The organism is Roseovarius lutimaris (genome assembly GCF_900115165.1).
Taxonomy (GTDB): Bacteria; Pseudomonadota; Alphaproteobacteria; order Rhodobacterales; family Rhodobacteraceae; genus Roseovarius; species Roseovarius lutimaris.
On sequence record NZ_FOVP01000011.1, the window covers coordinates 103039 to 119715 of the forward strand.

The 16677-nt window shown below is 60.8% G+C and carries 22 protein-coding genes; 12 read left to right on the forward strand and 10 right to left on the reverse strand.

Features of this window, described 5'->3' with window-relative positions; genetic code table 11:
• Positions 1 to 139: 139 nt before the first annotated feature.
• The 8 genes from trmD to ffh form a co-directional block, all read right to left on the reverse strand.
• Positions 140 to 940, reverse strand: a complete 801-nt coding sequence (trmD, locus tag BMZ91_RS11130; RefSeq protein ID WP_092838551.1) for a tRNA (guanosine(37)-N1)-methyltransferase TrmD — start codon at positions 938 to 940, stop codon at positions 140 to 142.
• A 68-nt stretch (positions 941 to 1008) separates the two neighbouring features.
• Complete coding sequence (gene rimM, locus BMZ91_RS11135; protein ID WP_092838554.1) at positions 1009 to 1518, reverse strand: ribosome maturation factor RimM; 510 nt, start codon at positions 1516 to 1518, stop codon at positions 1009 to 1011.
• 143 nt (positions 1519 to 1661) lie between these two features.
• Entirely contained in the window at positions 1662 to 2291 is a 630-nt protein-coding gene (bluB, locus tag BMZ91_RS11140; RefSeq protein WP_092838557.1) for a 5,6-dimethylbenzimidazole synthase, read from the reverse strand.
• 18 nt (positions 2292 to 2309) lie between these two features.
• Positions 2310 to 2711: a 30S ribosomal protein S16 gene (rpsP, locus tag BMZ91_RS11145; RefSeq protein WP_092838560.1), complete on the reverse strand. Its 402-nt coding sequence runs from the start codon at positions 2709 to 2711 to the stop codon at positions 2310 to 2312.
• Between the two features lie 48 nt (positions 2712 to 2759).
• The gene (locus BMZ91_RS11150; protein WP_092838562.1) at positions 2760 to 3056 is read right to left on the reverse strand and encodes a chorismate mutase; all 297 of its coding nucleotides are present in this window, start codon (positions 3054 to 3056) and stop codon (positions 2760 to 2762) included.
• The gene (locus BMZ91_RS11155; protein WP_092838565.1) at positions 3049 to 3654 is read right to left on the reverse strand and encodes a GNAT family N-acetyltransferase; all 606 of its coding nucleotides are present in this window, start codon (positions 3652 to 3654) and stop codon (positions 3049 to 3051) included. Before BMZ91_RS11155 ends, BMZ91_RS11150 begins: the two co-directional genes overlap by 8 nt.
• The gene (locus BMZ91_RS11160; RefSeq protein ID WP_092838721.1) at positions 3651 to 4220 is read right to left on the reverse strand and encodes a GNAT family N-acetyltransferase; all 570 of its coding nucleotides are present in this window, start codon (positions 4218 to 4220) and stop codon (positions 3651 to 3653) included. The genes BMZ91_RS11155 and BMZ91_RS11160 overlap by 4 nt, the downstream gene beginning before the upstream one ends.
• Positions 4221 to 4294: 74 nt before the next feature.
• Positions 4295 to 5800 carry a signal recognition particle protein gene (gene ffh, locus BMZ91_RS11165; RefSeq protein ID WP_092838568.1) on the reverse strand — a complete coding sequence of 502 codons (1506 nt, stop codon included), beginning with the start codon at positions 5798 to 5800 and terminating at the stop codon, positions 4295 to 4297.
• A 539-nt stretch (positions 5801 to 6339) separates the two neighbouring features.
• Here ffh and BMZ91_RS11170 point away from each other — a divergent pair.
• Both BMZ91_RS11170 and BMZ91_RS11175 read left to right on the forward strand, forming a co-directional pair.
• On the forward strand, positions 6340 to 7221 hold the full coding sequence (locus BMZ91_RS11170) for a LysR family transcriptional regulator (protein ID WP_092838571.1): 882 nt from the start codon (positions 6340 to 6342) through the stop codon (positions 7219 to 7221).
• Positions 7218 to 8111 (forward strand): DMT family transporter, encoded by an 894-nt coding sequence (locus tag BMZ91_RS11175; RefSeq protein ID WP_092838575.1) that lies wholly within the window; start codon positions 7218 to 7220, stop codon positions 8109 to 8111. The genes BMZ91_RS11170 and BMZ91_RS11175 overlap by 4 nt, the downstream gene beginning before the upstream one ends.
• Here the strand turns inward: BMZ91_RS11175 and BMZ91_RS11180 are convergent.
• Both BMZ91_RS11180 and BMZ91_RS11185 read right to left on the reverse strand, forming a co-directional pair.
• Positions 8104 to 9087, reverse strand: a complete 984-nt coding sequence (locus tag BMZ91_RS11180) for a glycosyltransferase family 61 protein (RefSeq protein ID WP_177193848.1) — start codon at positions 9085 to 9087, stop codon at positions 8104 to 8106. The two genes, BMZ91_RS11175 and BMZ91_RS11180, sit on opposite strands and share 8 nt — an antisense overlap.
• On the reverse strand, positions 9077 to 9412 hold the full coding sequence (locus BMZ91_RS11185; RefSeq protein ID WP_092838724.1) for an ArsR/SmtB family transcription factor: 336 nt from the start codon (positions 9410 to 9412) through the stop codon (positions 9077 to 9079). The genes BMZ91_RS11180 and BMZ91_RS11185 overlap by 11 nt, the downstream gene beginning before the upstream one ends.
• 188 nt (positions 9413 to 9600) lie before the next feature.
• On the opposite strand from BMZ91_RS11185, the gene BMZ91_RS11190 reads away from it, so the two are divergent.
• From BMZ91_RS11190 to BMZ91_RS11235, 10 genes are all read left to right on the forward strand, one after another.
• Positions 9601 to 10014 carry a universal stress protein gene (locus BMZ91_RS11190; RefSeq protein WP_092838581.1) on the forward strand — a complete coding sequence of 138 codons (414 nt, stop codon included), beginning with the start codon at positions 9601 to 9603 and terminating at the stop codon, positions 10012 to 10014.
• 265 nt (positions 10015 to 10279) lie between these two features.
• On the forward strand, positions 10280 to 10642 hold the full coding sequence (locus tag BMZ91_RS11195) for an AtpZ/AtpI family protein (protein ID WP_092838727.1): 363 nt from the start codon (positions 10280 to 10282) through the stop codon (positions 10640 to 10642).
• A complete protein-coding gene (locus BMZ91_RS11200) occupies positions 10632 to 11414 on the forward strand; it encodes a F0F1 ATP synthase subunit A (RefSeq protein WP_092838584.1) in 783 nt (260 codons plus the stop codon). Before BMZ91_RS11195 ends, BMZ91_RS11200 begins: the two co-directional genes overlap by 11 nt.
• A gap of 102 nt (positions 11415 to 11516) precedes the next feature.
• Positions 11517 to 11753, forward strand: a complete 237-nt coding sequence (locus BMZ91_RS11205; RefSeq protein ID WP_073198584.1) for a F0F1 ATP synthase subunit C — start codon at positions 11517 to 11519, stop codon at positions 11751 to 11753.
• A gap of 87 nt (positions 11754 to 11840) precedes the next feature.
• Entirely contained in the window at positions 11841 to 12374 is a 534-nt protein-coding gene (locus tag BMZ91_RS11210; RefSeq protein WP_092838587.1) for a F0F1 ATP synthase subunit B', read from the forward strand.
• A gap of 4 nt (positions 12375 to 12378) precedes the next feature.
• Positions 12379 to 12939, forward strand: coding sequence for a F0F1 ATP synthase subunit B (locus BMZ91_RS11215; protein ID WP_092838590.1), 561 nt, complete (start codon positions 12379 to 12381; stop codon positions 12937 to 12939).
• Between the two features lie 362 nt (positions 12940 to 13301).
• Positions 13302 to 13685 carry a succinate dehydrogenase, cytochrome b556 subunit gene (gene sdhC, locus BMZ91_RS11220; RefSeq protein ID WP_092838593.1) on the forward strand — a complete coding sequence of 128 codons (384 nt, stop codon included), beginning with the start codon at positions 13302 to 13304 and terminating at the stop codon, positions 13683 to 13685.
• Between the two features lie 10 nt (positions 13686 to 13695).
• Positions 13696 to 14067 (forward strand): succinate dehydrogenase, hydrophobic membrane anchor protein, encoded by a 372-nt coding sequence (gene sdhD / locus BMZ91_RS11225; protein WP_092838596.1) that lies wholly within the window; start codon positions 13696 to 13698, stop codon positions 14065 to 14067.
• 10 nt (positions 14068 to 14077) lie between these two features.
• Positions 14078 to 15883 (forward strand): succinate dehydrogenase flavoprotein subunit, encoded by a 1806-nt coding sequence (gene sdhA / locus BMZ91_RS11230; protein WP_092838599.1) that lies wholly within the window; start codon positions 14078 to 14080, stop codon positions 15881 to 15883.
• Positions 15883 to 16635 (forward strand): class I SAM-dependent methyltransferase, encoded by a 753-nt coding sequence (locus tag BMZ91_RS11235; RefSeq protein ID WP_092838602.1) that lies wholly within the window; start codon positions 15883 to 15885, stop codon positions 16633 to 16635. Before sdhA ends, BMZ91_RS11235 begins: the two co-directional genes overlap by 1 nt.
• Positions 16636 to 16677 lie beyond the last annotated feature (42 nt).

Genomic DNA, 16677 nt, shown 5'->3' on the forward strand with positions numbered 1-16677 from the left:
GAAGAAACCCCGGCATGCCATATGCAGAATTCAAAAACGCCACATACCCCCGAGTCGGAAAACCGACCGGGAACAGGCGGTGTTTATGGGCAAAGCGGCAACGACGCAAGGCGTTTTGTTGGCGCGTCTTTGGTCGGGACTATTTGGCCCGTTGCGCCGCTTGATGAGCGTCCCACAGATCGGGGCGGCGCTCTGCGGTGATCTTTTCGGACATTTCGCGTCGCCATTTGGCCACCTTTGCGTGATCGCCGGAGGTAAGGATTGCCGGGATCTCGCGACCCATCCATTCGGCGGGGCGGGTATATTGCGGATGCTCCAGAAGACCGTTTGAATGGCTTTCCTCTAGCGCGCTTTCGGCATTGCCCAAAACGCCGGGCAAAAGACGCACGGTGGCGTCAATCAGCGCCTGCGCGGCAATCTCGCCGCCGGTCATGACAAAATCGCCAAGCGAGACCTCTTGAATGCCGTAATGTTCGATCACGCGCTCGTCCAGCCCCTCGAACCGGCCACAGATCAGGGTCGCGCCGGGCGCCTCTGACAAGGTTTGCGCCATCGTCTGATCAAGCCGCTTGCCGCGCGGGCTCAGATAGATCAGCGGCCAGCCAGAGGGTGTGCCGGTCTGGGCCTGCTCTATCGCGCGGCCCATCACGTCGGCGCGCAGCACCATGCCCGCGCCGCCGCCCGCTGGCGTGTCATCGACGTTGCGGTGTTTGCCCTCGCCAAACTGGCGCAGGTCGATGGTTTCCAGGGCCCAGAGCCCGTCTTGCAGGGCGCGCCCGGTCAGGCTCTCACCCAAAATTCCGGGAAATGCCTGTGGCAGCAGGGTGATCACCTTGGCGGTCCAGGCGCCCGCGAGGCGGGGCGTGGGGGTGATCAGCTCGCGGGGCTGGGCGGTGGCGCTGATGGATTTGCGACCATGGGATCTGGGCGTGTTTGTCATAGGTCTGGGCCTTAACCTCCGGCTTGGTAGGCCGCCAAGAAAAATCGGCGAAATTTCTTATGCGGGCGTCAAAAAAGACCATCCGGCGGATCGGCGATGATCCGACCGGCGGCCAGATCGACCGTTGGCACCGCTAGCAGGGTAAAGGGCAACAAGACCGTGGCGCTTGTCCCCGGTGCCTGGACCTCAAGAATATCCGAGGCGCCGTGGTTGAGCACGGTCTTGACCTGACCCAAATGCGCGCCGCCGGTGTCATAAACCTCAAGCCCGATCAGGTCGGCGTGATAATATTCATCGTCGGGCAGATGCGGAAGCTGATCCCGCTCGGCATAAAGCCGGGTGCCGCGCAGCGCATCGGCGGCCTCTTTGCTGTTTACCCCGGTCAGGCGCGCGCTGAACCCGTTCTTGAGCTGGCCGGTCAGGGTGATCTCAAACGATCTCTGGCCGTCTTCGGACGTCAGCGGGCTGTAGTCGGCGATATCCTCGGGGGTGGCGGTAAAGCTTTTAAGGCGCACCTCGCCCTGGACACCAAAGGCGCCGCCAAGGGCGCCGACACAGATGCGGTTTTCGTCACTCATTGGCGGATCTCCCGGCAAAGCCCATCCTGCGTTATGCCCTCAGCGGCCGCGCAGCGTTGGTTGTGCTGATAGCGTTCAAATACGATTCCGGCCACAAAAACCAAACCCATAAGGACAAGCGTGCGGATCGGACGGAAAATCATCTAGCGGGTCTCGATAATCAGGTCGCTCTGGCGGGCTTCCCAGCCGACAAGCTCAAGCTCTGGTGTGTCATTGTCGGTTTCGGGCCAGCCGACGCAGAGATAGGCCACCAACGACCACTCCTCGGGCACGGCCAGATCGCGCCCAAGCTGTGCGGGATCAAGGATCGACACCCAGCCCACGCCAAGCCCGCGCGCGCGGGCCGCAAGCCAGAAATGGGTGATTGCGCCGACCACGGAATAGCGCCGGGTTTCGGGCATCGTGCCCGCCCCAAGGCCCGCGCCTTTGGCGGTGCTGTCGTCGCAATAAACGGCAAGCTGTACCGGGGCCTCTTGCATCCCCGAGAGTTTCAAGCCGCTGTAAAGGCTGGCTTTCTCGCCGCTATAGCCGTCAAGTGCGCGTTGATTGGCCGCTCTGAAATTGGCAAGGGCGGCGGCGCGCGCAGTGTCGCTTGCCAGCCGGATCACGCGCCATGGCTCGGACAGGCCGACCGAGGGGGCAAGCTGAAAGGTGGCGAGGCACTCTTGCAAGAGGGCCTCGTCCACCGGATCACGTCGGAAGCGGCGCACATCGCGCCGCCACCGCATGAGATCAAGCAGGTCATTCTGGAAGTCTTGGGAAAAGCCTGACATTCCAGCGATCTACCTGTCTTACTCTTCTGCGCCAGCCTCTGCGGCCGGCTCTTCTGCGGGGGCAGCAGCAGCTTCAGCGGCGGCGGCCGCCTTGGCGGCTTTCTCTTCCGCGCGATCCTGGGCCTTCTTGCCGGGTGTGCCTTTTTTCAGGTTGGCACGCTCGGTTTTCGGCACAACACCGGCAGCTTCAAGCATGCGGCTGATGCGATCGGTGGGCTGGGCGCCCTTGGAAATCCAGTGCTGAACGCGCTCGACGTCCATTTTGACGCGCTCTTCGCTGTCTTTGGGCAGAAGCGGGTTATAGGTGCCCAGTTTCTCGATGAAACGGCCATCGCGCGGCATGCGGCTGTCGGCCGCTACGATGCGATAGAAGGGGCGCTTTTTGCTGCCGCCACGGGCAAGACGAATTTTCATAGCCATTTGATGTTCTCCTTTGAATGGCGTGGATCAGGGGGCGTTTGTGCCACCTTAGGATTGGTGTTGTTGATGGTGTCGGATCACTTCAGCGATGATGAAGTTGAGAAACTTTTTGGCAAATTCAGGGTCAAGATCGGCCTGATGCGCCAGGTCTTCGAGCCGCGCGATCTGGGCCGCTTCGCGGGCAAGATCGGACGGGGGAAGGTCGTGTTCGGCCTTGAGACGGCCAACCGCCTGAGTGTGCTTGAAGCGCTCGCCAAGGGTATAGACAAGGATCGCGTCAAGCCGGTCAATCGACTCGCGGTGCTCTTTCAAAAGCGCGGCGGCGCGGGTGCTTTGATCAGTCAAGGGGCATCCCTTTCGGTTTGAAAAGCGGGTCGCAGTAATGGTTGATCTCAAGCTCGATCCCGTCGGCGATCTGGCCGGATTTGAGGCGCTCGGGCGAGGGGTGGCGATAGACGGCATCGTTGCCGTCAATGGTCGTCGCATCCTTGTCTTTGATGGCGCCAAGGCGTTCGGCAAGGCGGATGCTGTCAAGGTTCTTGGGGTCGATATAACTGACCGCGCCGTCCCAGCCCTGTTGAGTATAGAAATAGCGACGCGCGGCATGGGTGGCCTCAAGTGCATAGCCATGACCGGCCTTGTCGGGCCAGATGATCCAGGCGATCTCGCGTTCAGGCCAGGCGGCGGGAAACCAGCCGCCGGCCATGCCAAGGGTGGTCTCACTGATCTTGTCGTGGATCATCCACATGCCAAACCCGCGGACCTGCCAGTGGCCGATCTCGGCGGCATAAAGCATCCAGGCCTCGTATTTGTTGAGCGGCCCGCCCATGAAGCGCGAGCGATAGGAGCTGAACGTGGCCTTGAAGTCGGGATAATCCTCGGGGGTGGGCCCGCGCAGCACAAGGCGGCGCGTTTCGATGGTGGGGATGCTGGTCAGGCTCATGCGTAGGCCTCGACCGAGCCGTCATCATCTGCGTCGTCCTCAAACAGGTCGCCCGGGCCGGGGTGGCGATACAAAAGATCGTGGCCCATGTGGACGTTTTCATATTCGCGCTCGAACCACGCGCCAAGCCGTTCGGCAAGTGCGATGGAGCGGGTATTGCCCGGCACGATATTCGAGGTGAGCGTGGTAAAGCCAAGATCCTGATAGGCATAACGGCGCGCACGCGCGGCCGCCTCTTGGGCGATGCCTTTGCCCTCGAAGCCATCAAATACGACCCAGCCAAGCTCTGGCTCGGGCCAGCCTTCGGGGTTCCAGATGCCGGAAATGCCAGCGGTTTCGCCACTGTCTTTCATCTCGATGCTGAAATAGCCGTAGCCGTGGATATGCCAATGCCCGACGTTCAGCGCAAACCAGCGCCAGGCCTCGCCGCGATTGGGCGCGGCGCCAAAGCCGCTCGCGCGGTTTTGGTCGAGCAGGAACGCAATCATCGGCTCGATATCGCGCGGCTCGGGGCCACGCAAGATAAGGCGTTCGGTTTCGAGAATGGGGGCTTGGGTCAGGCTCATTGCTGTGCCCCCTTCAAGCGCCATGCCGTTGGCCGCGTCGGATTCGAGTATTTGAGGAAAGATGAAAGCATGGGTTATTTCTTTTTCCCAAAGCCTGACAGGCCGGGGGGCAGACCCATGCCACCGCCCATGCCGCCGAGGCCGCCCAAACCACCGGGCAGCTTGCCACCCATGGCGCGCGCCGCCTCTTCCATCGCCTTGGGGTCGTTCATGTCGGGCATGCCGCCGCCCGCCCCCTTGCCGCCAAACATGCCTTTCATGGCCTGTTTGAGCATGCCACCCTTGCCCATCTTCTTCATCATGTCAGCCATCTGGCGATGCATCTTGAGAAGCTTGTTGAGCTCGGACACCTCAAGCCCGGCCCCCGCCGCGATCCGTTTTTTGCGACTGGCCTGAAGCAGGGCGGGATTGGCGCGCTCTTTCCTGGTCATGGATTGGACAAGCGCGATCTGGCGGGTGATGATCTTGTCGTCAAATCCGGCGTCCTGGACCTGTTTGGCCATTTTGCCCATGCCGGGCATCATCCCCATCACGCCTTCCATGCCGCCCATTTTCTGCATCTGTTCAAGCTGCATCCTGAGGTCGTTCATGTTGAACTGACCCTTCTGAAAGCGCTTCATCATCCGCTCGGCCTGTTCAGCCTCGATGGTGGCCTGGGCCTTTTCCACAAGGCTTACGATGTCGCCCATGCCAAGGATGCGCCCGGCGATGCGCTCTGGCTCAAACGTCTCAAGCGCGTCAAGCTTTTCGCCAAGGCCGACAAAGCGGATCGGCTTGCCGGTTACGGCGCGCATTGAGAGCGCCGCACCGCCACGCCCGTCGCCATCCATCCGGGTCAGGATCACGCCGGTCACGCCGATCTTGTCGTCAAATTCCGTCGCCACGTTGACCGCGTCCTGACCGGTGAGACCATCGACCACCAGCAGGGTTTCGCGTGGCTTGGCCACGTCGCGCACGGCGGCGGCCTGGGCGATCAGGTCGGTGTCGATATGCAATCGGCCGGCGGTGTCGAGGATATAGACGTCATAGCCGCCCATCGCGGCCTGGGTCTTGGCGCGTTTGGCGATCGTCACCGGGTCTTCGCCCTTGACGATCGGCAGGGTATCGACCCCGATCTGGGTGCCGAGAATTTGCAGCTGTTCCATCGCCGCCGGGCGGTTCACGTCAAGCGAGGCCATCAGCACGCGCTTGCCCTCGCGCTCTTTCAGGCGCTTGGCAAGCTTGGCGGTGGTGGTGGTCTTGCCCGAACCTTGCAGGCCGACCATCAGGATCGGGGCAGGCGGGTTGTCGATGCGCAGCGCGCCGGGATCATCCGACCCGCGCAGCGTGTCGATCAGTGCGTCATGCACGATCTTGACGACCTGCTGGCCAGGGGTGATGGATTTGGTAACCGCCTGACCGGTGGCCTTTTGCTGAATCGCCTTGACGAAATCGCGCGCCACGGGCAGCGATACATCGGCCTCAAGCAGGGCGACACGCACCTCACGCAGGGCGGTTTTGACATCCTCTTCGGACAAGGCCCCTTGTTTTGTCAGCCGGTCAAAGACACCGGAGAGGCGTTCGGACAGATTTTCAAACATCTCAAGCGCTCCTTTGAGCCGTTGATCATTAGCCCCAAAATAGGCAGGGACGGTGCAAATGCCAATCTCCCCCGTGGGCGCAACGCGCTGACGGGGGGCGATCCCTGCACAATGGCAAAGGGACCGGAAGCGTTGAACTTCCGGAGGTTGGGGGGCGTTTACGCGCGCGCGCCTCATGAGTCAAGCCTTGGCGCCGCCGCGCCACGCCTTAGCGGGGCGGCAAAAGAAAGCCCTCAAGAATCCGATATATCTGGTCCGCCTCGAATGTATCGTGTGGATCAAGAGCCTGTGCGCTGCTGGCCCCTGAGGCAAGCATCAGGATCAAAAGGGCCTGCGCGAGTATGGACAATGGATTTGGCATATGCAGTGTCCGATCAATGATCTGTCCATTTTATCCCTCAAAGGCGATGGCGCATTGCGTCAGATCAATCGGCCGGATTTCGTTTTGCCGTTGCAGGATGGGGGTGTGCGCTTTACCAAGATATGAACCCCCGATCGTTTTTCCGGGGAGTGATGTGAATTAACGCACAGAGAGAACAATGGAACATTGGGATGAAGTGCGCACCGCCTATAACGTCGCGCGCATAGGTACGGTCAGCGGCGCTGCGGACGTATTGGGCGTGCATCATGCCACGGTGATCCGCCATATTGACGCGCTGGAGGAACGGCTTGGCGTCAAGCTCTTTCAGCGCCACGCGCGCGGCTACACGCCAACCGAAGCGGGCAGCGACCTGTTGCGTGTGGCGCAGGCCACCGCTGATCAGTTCAGCCAGCTGGCCGGGCGGATCAAAGGGCGCGGCAACGAGGTGTCCGGCGAATTGGTGGTTACCTCCATCGGCGGGCTAAGTCATCTTCTGGTGCCGGTGCTGGCGGATTTTCAGGAGGATTTTCCGGGGCTGACCGTGCGCTATCTGACCGGGGACCGCCTGTTCCGGCTGGAATATGGCGAGGCGCATGTGGCGGTGCGCGCGGGCTCTGTTCCCGATCAGCCCGACAATGTGGTGCAACCGTTCTTTCGTCAGGAATTCACGCTTTATGCCAGCGAAAGCTATGTGGCGCGCCATGGCCTGCCCAAGACTGAGGGCGATTTTATCAGCCACCGCTTTATCGGCGTCGATGATCCCAAAACCCGCGCGCCCTTTGCCCGCTGGATGCAAGACAACGTCCCCGCCGACAACATCATCTTTCGCAGCGGTGACGTGCATGCGCAGCGCCGCGCGATCCAAAGCGGGGCGGGTATCGGCTTTACCTCGGTGCTTCAGGCCGCCGAGGTCGAGGGACTGGTGCAGGTGATGCCGCCCAAACCCGAATGGGTCGCACCGCTGTGGTTGGTGACACATATGGATCTGCACCGCACCACCAAGGTTCAGGCGTTTCTGGCCTTTCTCAAGGATCGCTCCAAGGCATGGCAGCCCGAATGAACGAAGCGGCGCGCGGGCATCTTGCGATGCTGGCGTTTTCGGCGCTTGTGGCAGGGTCGTTTGCGCTTGGGTCAATGGCGGCGGGTCATATTGCGCCGGCCGCTCTGAATGCGCCGCGCTTTGTGATTGCGGCGATGATCGTGGGGGGCGGCGCGGCCCTGACCACCGGCATCCCGCGCGCGACATGGCGTGCGCCCTGGCGGTATCTGCTTCTGGGCGGGGCGATGGGGCTTTATTTCGTGCTGATGTTCGAGGGGCTGAAAACCGCGCCGCCGGTCTCTGCGGCGGCGGTGTTTACCCTGACGCCGGTGATGGCGGGGCTGGCGGGCTATGTCATGCTGCGCCAGATCACCACGCCGCGCATGGCGCTTGCGCTTGGCATCGGCGCATTTGGCGCGCTTTGGGTGATCTTTCGCGCCGACCTTGGCGCCTTGTTTGCCTTTGAGGTCGGGCGCGGCGAGGTCATTTATTTCTGGGGCTGCGCGGCGCATGCGATCTATACGCCGCTGGTGCGTCTGCTCAATCGCGGCGAGCGCCCGGTGGTGTTTTCCTTTGGCACGATGCTGGCGGCGGCGGGTCTGATCACGCTCGCGGGCTGGTCCGATATTGCGGCAACGGATTGGGGCGCTTTGCCGGGCATCGTGTGGGTCACGCTGATCTATACGGCGGTGTTTGCCACCGCGCTGACCTTTGTGTTGCTGCAATATGCCAGCCTGCACCTGCCAAGCGCCAAGGTGATGGCCTATACCTATCTCACGCCAAGCTGGGTGATCTGCTGGCAGGTGGCGCTTGGCCATCCGGTGCCGGGCGGTCTTGTGCTTGCGGGGGTCGGATTGACCGTTGTGGCGCTTTTCCTGTTGCTCAAGGACGAAGCTGCCGCCTTCAGATAAATCCGGCCTCTCTCAGGTCCAGCCGCAATTGGCGCAATTCAGGCGGCAGCGCGCTTTCACGCTCATTCGGGGCGGGGGCCGTTTTCAACTGCGCGAGTGCGGCGGTGGTCCAGAGGTCGGCCTTGGCAAAGCTGGTGATCTGGCGCGCGATGGCGTCGAACACCGGCTGGCGCGTGCGGCGCTGGATAAGGCCGACGCGGGTGCCGAGCGGCATCACGAAAGGCGCCATGTGAAAGGCCGAGCCATCCGGGCCGACAATCTCATGCGCGGCCATGTAGCGTTGGCATTGCACCGCGATCGTGTGGCGTTCGGGGTGAAAGACCGTAAACCCTGCCGCCGACAGCCAGCGTTCGATCTGTTGCTCATGGGGCACCTGCTGGGCAGGATTTTTGAGCCGACGGCGCGAGATATAGAGCTTTTCCGGCCCCTCGGGCGCAATCGCGGCGCAAAGATGCCGCCGCACATAGGCGCGAAACTCTGGTGTGCCAGGCGTCCAGTGCATATGCCCCATGCCCTGGCTGGGGATCACCAATTCGTCGACCTGCACCGGCTCTGTCGCAAGATGCACGGGCAGGCCCTGCCCGAGGATGTCGAGAAGCGGGCCAAGGCGGCGCCGGATCACCGCCGCGATGTCGCGGCCATGCATCGGGATGATGGTGATCCCGTCAAACTGCCCTCCGGCATGATCAAGCGCCCAAAGGCGGCTTATGCATTCCAGAAGGAAATGACCGAAATGATGCCGTCCGACCCCGGCATATAGCCAGCGACCGGGCAGGCGCGCGACCGGCCCGCAGGGTGCGTCAGGATCTGGCGTAAATCGGCCGCCCGACAACAGGGTGCGTGCCTGCGCCACCGGCTTACCCTCTGATGTCACGACACCGCAGGCATGCCTTTTGTCCGCCGCCATCGGCACAACAATCGCGCCGCTGACCCTGTCGATCCGGGCCTCGGGGAGATTCTTGGCGTCAGGTATCATCGGGCAACTCTGTGCGCAGGAACCTTTCAAAAGCGTCAAGATGGATCGCCTCGAACTGGCCAAACCCCTGCATCCAGATGCTGGCATCACGAAGCGCGTCCGGTTCCAGCTTGCACCACTTCACCCGCCCGCGCCGTTCCTGGCTTATAAGGCCTGCGCGGCTCAGGATGTTGAGGTGCTTGGAAATCGCCGCAAGGCTCATCTCGAAGGGTTGGGCGACATCGGTCACGGCCATGTCATCCTCAAGCAGCATCGACAGGATCGCGCGGCGGGTCGGGTCGCCAAGGGCCGCAAAAACGGTATCAAGTGCTTGGGATTTGCTCATGATCTTGTTAAGCCTAACCGGATGCACGGCGTCAACGCCTATGCGGGGCCCGTGCATCGGTCGGGCGGGCGGAGTGTGTCTTTTCCGGCTCATTTGGCCGCAAATACCGGTTGATCTGTGACAAAGCCAAGCAACAGGCGCCGGTCTAGGCTCGCGACGCAACAACAGGAAACGCGAAAGGAAATATAATGTTTTCAACAATCATGGTTCCCGTCGATCTGGTTCACAAGGATACGCTGGCCAAGGCACTGGACGCTGCGGGCGATATGGCCAAGCGGTACGGCGCAATGATCAAGGTGGTAAGCGTGGGCGGGGAAATGCCAAGCGAGCTTGGCCATAATGCGGATGAGTTTACCGAAACCGTGACCGGTTTTGCCCAGGGCCTGCGCGACAAATACGGGGTCGAGGTTGAGGCCGAGACGATCATTAGCCACGACCCCGAGGTTGAAACCACCTCTGCGCTGATGAAGGCGATCGACCGCACCGGCGCCGACCTTGTGATCATGGCAAGCCATGTGCCGGGTGTCCTCGAACATATCTTCAGTTCGCACGGCGGCTATATCGCACAGCATGCCAAGGTTTCCGTCTTTATCGTTCGCTGAAGACCTCTGCGCGCCGGGTCGGTTCAGGTGACCCTCCGGGTCGGCGCGCCAAAGCTCTGGCAAAGCTCAACCACTTGGTTGAATATGGCCAAAGCGCGCGAAAGCCACGAAAGAGGGCCTGCGGCGGAATCGCACGCGCCTTTCATCTTTCTAAAAATACTCAAGAAAACAAAATGTTACATCGTTTTTCTGCGCTGCCGCCTGGCGCTTGACTTGAGGGCTGGTGCCGCATAGCAAAGGCGCAACAGACTTGAGGGGCAATGGCGTGACAGATCCCGATCAGGCAGAGCGACTTGCGCAGCTTGAGGCGAGGATCAACCGGCTCAAGGCCAAGGACGCGCCAAAGCCTCATCAGGAGGAGCATTATTCTCAGGCAAATCTCGCCTGGCGGATGGTGATCGAACTTGTTGCCGGTCTGCTGATCGGTTTTGGCATAGGGTACGGGCTTGATGTCCTGTTCGGGACGCTCCCGGTTTTCCTTGTGCTGTTTACCCTGCTGGGGCTGGCGGCCGGCATCAAGACGATGATGCGAAGCGCGGCCGAGTTGCAGCAAAAGAACACGGCCGACACGGTCAACGGCAATGCGCCCGAAAAGGGTGCGAATGAGAGGGCAAAAAATGGCGACTGAAACGCATGGTGCCGATCAAGGCGGTCTGGTTTTTCACCCGATGGATCAGTTCATCGTCAAACCCCTGTTCGGCGACGGGCCGGTTGGCCTTTTCACCCTGACCAATGTGACCCTTTGGATGGCGCTGACCGTGCTGGCGATCTTTGCGTTGCTGGTTATGGGCACCTCCGGGCGCGCCACAATCCCGAGCCGGGTTCAGTCGATTGCCGAGTTGGCCTATGACTTCATTCGTAAAATGGTCGAGGATGTGGCCGGCAAGGATGCACTGGTGTTCTTTCCGTACATCATGACGCTGTTCCTGTTCATTCTCTTTGCCAACTTCCTCGGCCTTCTGCCGATGGCCTTTACGACCACAAGCCATATCGCGGTGACGGCTGTGATGGCGGTGATGGTGTTCCTCACCGTGACCATCGTGGGCTTCGTCAAGCACGGCTTTGGCTTTCTCGGCCTCTTCTGGGTAAGCTCGGCACCTTTGGCGCTACGCCCGGTGCTGGCGTTGATCGAGGTGATTTCCTACTTTGTGCGCCCGGTCAGCCACTCCATTCGTCTTGCAGGCAATATGATGGCCGGTCACGCCGTGGTGAAAGTCTTCGCGGCCTTCGCGCCGATGATCCTGATTTCGACCGGTATCGGCCTTGCGGTCACGCCGTTGTCGATCCTTGCGATCTCGACGATCTATGCGCTTGAGGTGCTGGTGGCCTTCATTCAGGCCTATGTCTTTACAATCCTGACCTGTGTCTACCTCAAGGATGCGCTGCATCCGAGCCACTAGGCGGCGTGGGTTTCACCCACCCTACGAACAACCTGACGACGGCGGGTTCGCCTGCCTCACGACCGACTGATCAATGCCAATTCCAACTTAAGGAGAAATCACATGGAAGGCGATATCGTACAAATGGGTGCCTACATCGGCGCAGGCCTCGCATGCACAGGCATGGGTGGTGCAGCTCTTGGTGTGGGTCACGTGGCCGGCAACTTCCTCTCGGGCGCTCTGCGTAACCCTTCGGCCGCTGCTGGCCAGACCGCGACGCTGTTCATCGGTATCGCATTTGCCGAAGCTCTGGGGATCTTCTCGTTCCTCGTCGCGCTTCTGCTGATGTTCGCTGTCTAAGACTCTCGGGTAGCTGATCCTTTCGACCGGGGGGCGGCGCATTGTCGCCGCCGCCCGGTGCACGGAACTTTCCCTTAGGAGAACGACATGGCAAGCGAAACGCATAACGCCGCTGACGCCGCCGCATCCGCGCCGGGGCTGCCGCAGCTGAATTTCGATCACTTCGGCAACCAGATTTTCTGGCTTCTGGTCACGCTGGTCGTGATCTATTTTGTCCTGTCGCGCATTGCGCTGCCGCGGATTGCGGCTGTGCTGGCAGAGCGTCAAGGCACGATCACCAATGACCTTGCTGCCGCCGAAGACCTCAAGGCCAAAGCGGTCGAGGCCGAAGAGGCCTATAACAAGGCTCTGGCCGATGCCCGTGGCGAGGCACAGACCATCGTCAATCAAGCCAAGGCCGAGATCAAAGCCGATCTCGACAAGGCGATTGCCAAGGCCGACGCAGAAATTGCGGCGAAGACGGCCGAGGGCGAAAAGAAGATCGCTGAAATCCGCGCCAACGCTCTGGAAAGCGTCAAAGAGGTTGCCAACGACACCACCGGTGAAATCGTTGCTGCTCTTGGGGGCAAGGCCGACAAGCGCACCGTAACTGCGGCTGTGACCGCCCGGATGAAAGGGTAATCGCATGCGGAAAATTCTAGCCACCCTGGCCGCCGCCACACTCGCCAGCCCTGCGCTGGCGGCATCGGGGCCGTTCGTTTCGCTGGCCAATACCAACTTTGTCGTTCTGATCTCGTTCCTGATCTTTGTCGGCGCGCTTGTGTACCTCAAGGTGCCGGGCTTGCTTGGCAAAAAACTTGATGAACGCGCCGAGGGTATCCAAGCCGAGCTTGATGAGGCTCGTTCGCTGCGTGAAGAGGCCCAGACCCTTCTGGCCAACTATGAGCGCAAGCAAAAAGAAGTTCAGGATCAGGCCGACCGTATTGTCGCCCATGCCAAGGAAGAAGCGGCTGTGGCCGCCGAAGACGCCAAGGCAGACCTGAAAGACTCGATCGCGCGTCGGCTTCAGTCGGCCGAAGATCAGATCGGCTCTGCCGAGGCGCGCGCCGTCCGCGAGGTGCGTGATCAGGCGGTCGCCATCGCCATCGCGGCGGCCAAGGATGTCATCGCCAAGCAGATGTCTGCCGCTGAGGGCAACAAACTGATCGAAGACTCGATTTCCGAGGTCGACGCCAAGCTGCATTAAGCGCGGCACTATGCGAGTATCAAAGCCCGGACCGGCAACGGCCCGGGCTTTTGCGTTTCAATGGCAAGGGCTCGGGTTTTGTGATCACAAGTGGGGTCGCGCGGGCACAGGTGCCTGTCGTGCTCTGCCGATGCCCTGGCGTGAAAAGGGCCGGGTTGAGTCGGGTCGTTGATACATTGAGCGGCATTATGTGATCACGCGATAATTTACGTGATCACAAAGCGTCGAAATTTGCGACCATTGGCCCCATTCCGCGATTTTCTGGCTGGCAACAGGTGACATCGGCGCTAAAACATTTCACAAAGGCACAGCCCGCGCCGACGCTTGCGCCGCGCCGCCCGTACGCATGAAGGAGATCATCCATGGCTGACACCAAACCGGTTGAACGCCCGCTTTCCCCGCATCTGCAAGTTTACCGCCCACAACTTACCTCGATCACGTCGATCCTGACCCGGATCACCGGCAATGGTCTTATCGTGGCGGTGCTGTTGATGGTGTGGTGGCTTTTGGCGGCCTCGACGTCCGATGCGTATTTCGCGGTTGCGGATGCGGTTGTCACCTCGTGGTTCGGCGATCTGATCTTCACGCTCTCGCTCTGGGCGATCTGGTATCACTATCTCGCCGGTCTGCGGCATCTCTATTTCGATGCGGGCAAGGGCATGGATATCCCCACGGCGGAAAAGCTCGGCTGGGGTCTGATCGTCGGGTCGGTTGTTCTGACCCTTATCACCCTGTTGTTGGTCTGAGGAGGCTGCCATGCGTTATCTGACCGCCCGTAAACGTGCCGAAGGCAAAGGTGCCTCGGGAACCGGAACCGAACATTTCTGGCATATGAAGGTTAGCGGTGTGGGCCTTGCCCTGATTGTTCCTATATATCTTTTTGTATTTGGTCGTGCCCTTGGCGGAAGCCGCCAAGAGGTGATTGACACATTCGCCCATCCGTTCGTGGCCATTCTGACCGGGCTTGTCCTGTTCGTCGGCCTGCGTCATTTCCAGAATGGCGCGCAGACGATGATTGAAGATTATAGCAAGGGCACCACGCGACGGGCCCTGATCATTGCTGTAACCGCACTGTGTTACGGGCTGACCGCAACCGGGCTTTTTGCCCTTGCCAAGATCGCGCTTTGAGGAATTGACCATGGCCGCTTACGAATACGAGACACATGATTATGACGTCGTTGTCGTGGGGGCCGGGGGTGCCGGCCTGCGCGCGACCCTCGGGATGGCCGAACAGGGCCTGCGCACCGCCTGTGTGACCAAGGTGTTCCCGACCCGCAGCCACACCGTGGCCGCACAGGGCGGCATCGCCGCGAGCCTTGGCAACATGGGCCCCGACAGCTGGCAGTGGCATATGTATGACACGGTCAAGGGCTCTGACTGGCTGGGTGATACCGACGCGATGGAATATCTCGCTCGCGAAGCGCCCAAGGCGGTTTACGAGCTTGAACATTACGGCGTGCCGTTCTCGCGCACCGAACAGGGCAAGATCTATCAGCGCCCGTTTGGCGGCCACACCACCGAATTCGGCGAAGGCCCCCCGGTGCAGCGCACCTGCGCCGCCGCTGACCGCACCGGCCACGCCATTCTGCACACGCTTTATGGTCAAAGCCTCAAGAACAACGCGGAATTCTATATCGAGTATTTCGCGATTGACCTGATTATGTCTGAGGATGGCGCTTGTACCGGCGTTGTCTGCTGGAAGCTGGACGATGGCACGATCCATGTGTTCAACGCCAAGACCGTCGTGCTTGCGACCGGCGGCTATGGCCGCGCCTACTTTAGCGCCACATCGGCGCATACCTGTACCGGTGACGGTGGCGGTATGGTGGCGCGGGCGGGCCTTCCGCTTCAGGATATGGAATTCGTGCAATTTCATCCGACAGGCATTTTCGGCGCCGGCTGCCTTATCACCGAGGGCGCGCGCGGCGAGGGCGGCTATCTTACCAACTCCGAGGGCGAGCGTTTCATGGAGCGTTATGCGCCCAACTATAAAGACCTTGCCCCGCGCGACTATGTTAGCCGTTGCATGACCATGGAAATCCGCGAAGGCCGGGGGGTCGGCGCCGATGGCGATCATATCCACCTCAACCTGAGCCACCTTCCGCCCGAGGCGCTCAAGCTGCGCCTGCCGGGGATTTCGGAAAGCGCGCGCATCTTTGCCGGGGTTGATGTCAACAAGGAACCGATCCCGGTTCTGCCGACGGTGCATTACAACATGGGCGGCATTCCGACCAACTATTGGGGCGAGGTTCTGAACCCGTCCAAGGAAGACCCGACCGCCATCGTGCCCGGCCTGATGGCCGTGGGCGAGGCGGGCTGTGCCTCGGTGCATGGCGCCAACCGGCTTGGCTCGAACAGCCTTATTGACCTTGTGGTCTTTGGTCGTGCCGCCGCCATTCGAGCCGGCAAGGTTGTTGATCCTGACTCCGCCGTGCCCGCAACCAATACTGCGCAGGTCGACAAGGCGCTTGATCGCTTTGACACCCTGCGCCATGCCAAGGGCAACGTGCCAACCGCCGATCTGCGCCTTGAGATGCAGAAAACCATGCAGGCCGATGCCGCCGTATTCCGCACCTCGAAAACCCTCGCCGAGGGTGTTGAAAAGATGCAGGCCGTGGCCGCCAAGATGGGTGATATTCAGGTCACCGACCGAAGCCTCGTGTGGAACAGCGACCTGATGGAAACGCTTGAGTTGACCAACCTCATGCCCAACGCGCTTGCCACGATCAACGGCGCTGAGGCCCGTAAGGAAAGCCGTGGCGCCCACGCGCATGAAGATTTCAGCACGCGGGATGACAAGAAATGGCGGGTCCACACCATCGCCCATGTCGATGGGGCAAAGGTTGACCTCAACTATCGCCCGATTGTCACCGATCCCCTCACCACCGAGGCCGAGGGCGGTATCTCTCTCAAGACCATTGCGCCGAAAGAACGGACGTTCTGATGGCAAAACCGCATCAAGACCGGGGTTCGGCGATGCCGGGCACCGATGAGTGGCTCCGCGCAAGCGGGCCACATTATCTTGATGTGATTGAACGGCTGCAACGCTTGCTTGATCCGGACTGGTATCTTGAAATCGGCACCGGGCGCGGCAATTCCCTTGCGCGCGGCACCGGCAAGGCGATCTGTGTCGATCCTGATTTCCGCGTGAAACAGGATGTCATCGGACACCGCGCCGAGTTGCATTTCTATCGCCAGACCAGTGATGATTTCTTTGCCAGCGGCGCGGTCAAGAGGCTGACCGACCGGATTGATCTGACCTTTATCGACGGGATGCACCTGTTTGAGAATGTCCTGCGCGATTTTATCAACACCGAAAAGCTCTGTCACCGCGACAGCGTTGTGTTGCTGCATGATCTGGTGCCATTCTCGGCCCCTGCCGCCACGCGTGAGTGGGATCCGGAGGTAACCAAAGGCTGGTCCGGGGATGTCTGGAAAATGATCCTGATCTTGCGGACGTATCGGCCCGATCTCGATTTCACCGTGCTGGACCCCCGCCCAAGCGGCTTGGGGTTGGTGTCGGGGCTTGACCCTGAGAACCGCGTCCTTGACGAGGCGTTTGACGAGATCGTTACCGCCTATCGTGACCTGACAATCGAAGACTACGGCCTGACCGCGTTTCGCGAGATGGCAAGAATGACGCCGGTGATGGATGTGCTGGTCGGCGATGCAATCGCTGAGGGTGCAGCGCGATGAAATGGGCAAATTCAGCCCTGACATGTATGGCCCAAAACAGCC

Coding starts and splice junctions, on each gene's coding strand:
- trmD (WP_092838551.1), bottom strand. CDS start 940: ATGACAAACACGCCCAGATCCCATGGTCGCAAATCCATCAGCGCCACC.
- rimM (WP_092838554.1), bottom strand. CDS start 1,518: ATGAGTGACGAAAACCGCATCTGTGTCGGCGCCCTTGGCGGCGCCTTT.
- bluB (WP_092838557.1), bottom strand. CDS start 2,291: ATGTCAGGCTTTTCCCAAGACTTCCAGAATGACCTGCTTGATCTCATG.
- rpsP (WP_092838560.1), bottom strand. CDS start 2,711: ATGGCTATGAAAATTCGTCTTGCCCGTGGCGGCAGCAAAAAGCGCCCC.
- BMZ91_RS11155 (WP_092838565.1), bottom strand. CDS start 3,654: ATGAGCCTGACCAGCATCCCCACCATCGAAACGCGCCGCCTTGTGCTG.
- BMZ91_RS11160 (WP_092838721.1), bottom strand. CDS start 4,220: ATGAGCCTGACCCAAGCCCCCATTCTCGAAACCGAACGCCTTATCTTG.
- ffh (WP_092838568.1), bottom strand. CDS start 5,800: ATGTTTGAAAATCTGTCCGAACGCCTCTCCGGTGTCTTTGACCGGCTG.
- BMZ91_RS11170 (WP_092838571.1), top strand. CDS start 6,340: ATGGAACATTGGGATGAAGTGCGCACCGCCTATAACGTCGCGCGCATA.
- BMZ91_RS11175 (WP_092838575.1), top strand. CDS start 7,218: ATGAACGAAGCGGCGCGCGGGCATCTTGCGATGCTGGCGTTTTCGGCG.
- BMZ91_RS11180 (WP_177193848.1), bottom strand. CDS start 9,087: ATGATACCTGACGCCAAGAATCTCCCCGAGGCCCGGATCGACAGGGTC.
- BMZ91_RS11185 (WP_092838724.1), bottom strand. CDS start 9,412: ATGAGCAAATCCCAAGCACTTGATACCGTTTTTGCGGCCCTTGGCGAC.
- BMZ91_RS11190 (WP_092838581.1), top strand. CDS start 9,601: ATGTTTTCAACAATCATGGTTCCCGTCGATCTGGTTCACAAGGATACG.
- BMZ91_RS11200 (WP_092838584.1), top strand. CDS start 10,632: ATGGCGACTGAAACGCATGGTGCCGATCAAGGCGGTCTGGTTTTTCAC.
- BMZ91_RS11205 (WP_073198584.1), top strand. CDS start 11,517: ATGGAAGGCGATATCGTACAAATGGGTGCCTACATCGGCGCAGGCCTC.
- BMZ91_RS11210 (WP_092838587.1), top strand. CDS start 11,841: ATGGCAAGCGAAACGCATAACGCCGCTGACGCCGCCGCATCCGCGCCG.
- BMZ91_RS11215 (WP_092838590.1), top strand. CDS start 12,379: ATGCGGAAAATTCTAGCCACCCTGGCCGCCGCCACACTCGCCAGCCCT.
- sdhC (WP_092838593.1), top strand. CDS start 13,302: ATGGCTGACACCAAACCGGTTGAACGCCCGCTTTCCCCGCATCTGCAA.
- sdhD (WP_092838596.1), top strand. CDS start 13,696: ATGCGTTATCTGACCGCCCGTAAACGTGCCGAAGGCAAAGGTGCCTCG.
- sdhA (WP_092838599.1), top strand. CDS start 14,078: ATGGCCGCTTACGAATACGAGACACATGATTATGACGTCGTTGTCGTG.
- BMZ91_RS11235 (WP_092838602.1), top strand. CDS start 15,883: ATGGCAAAACCGCATCAAGACCGGGGTTCGGCGATGCCGGGCACCGAT.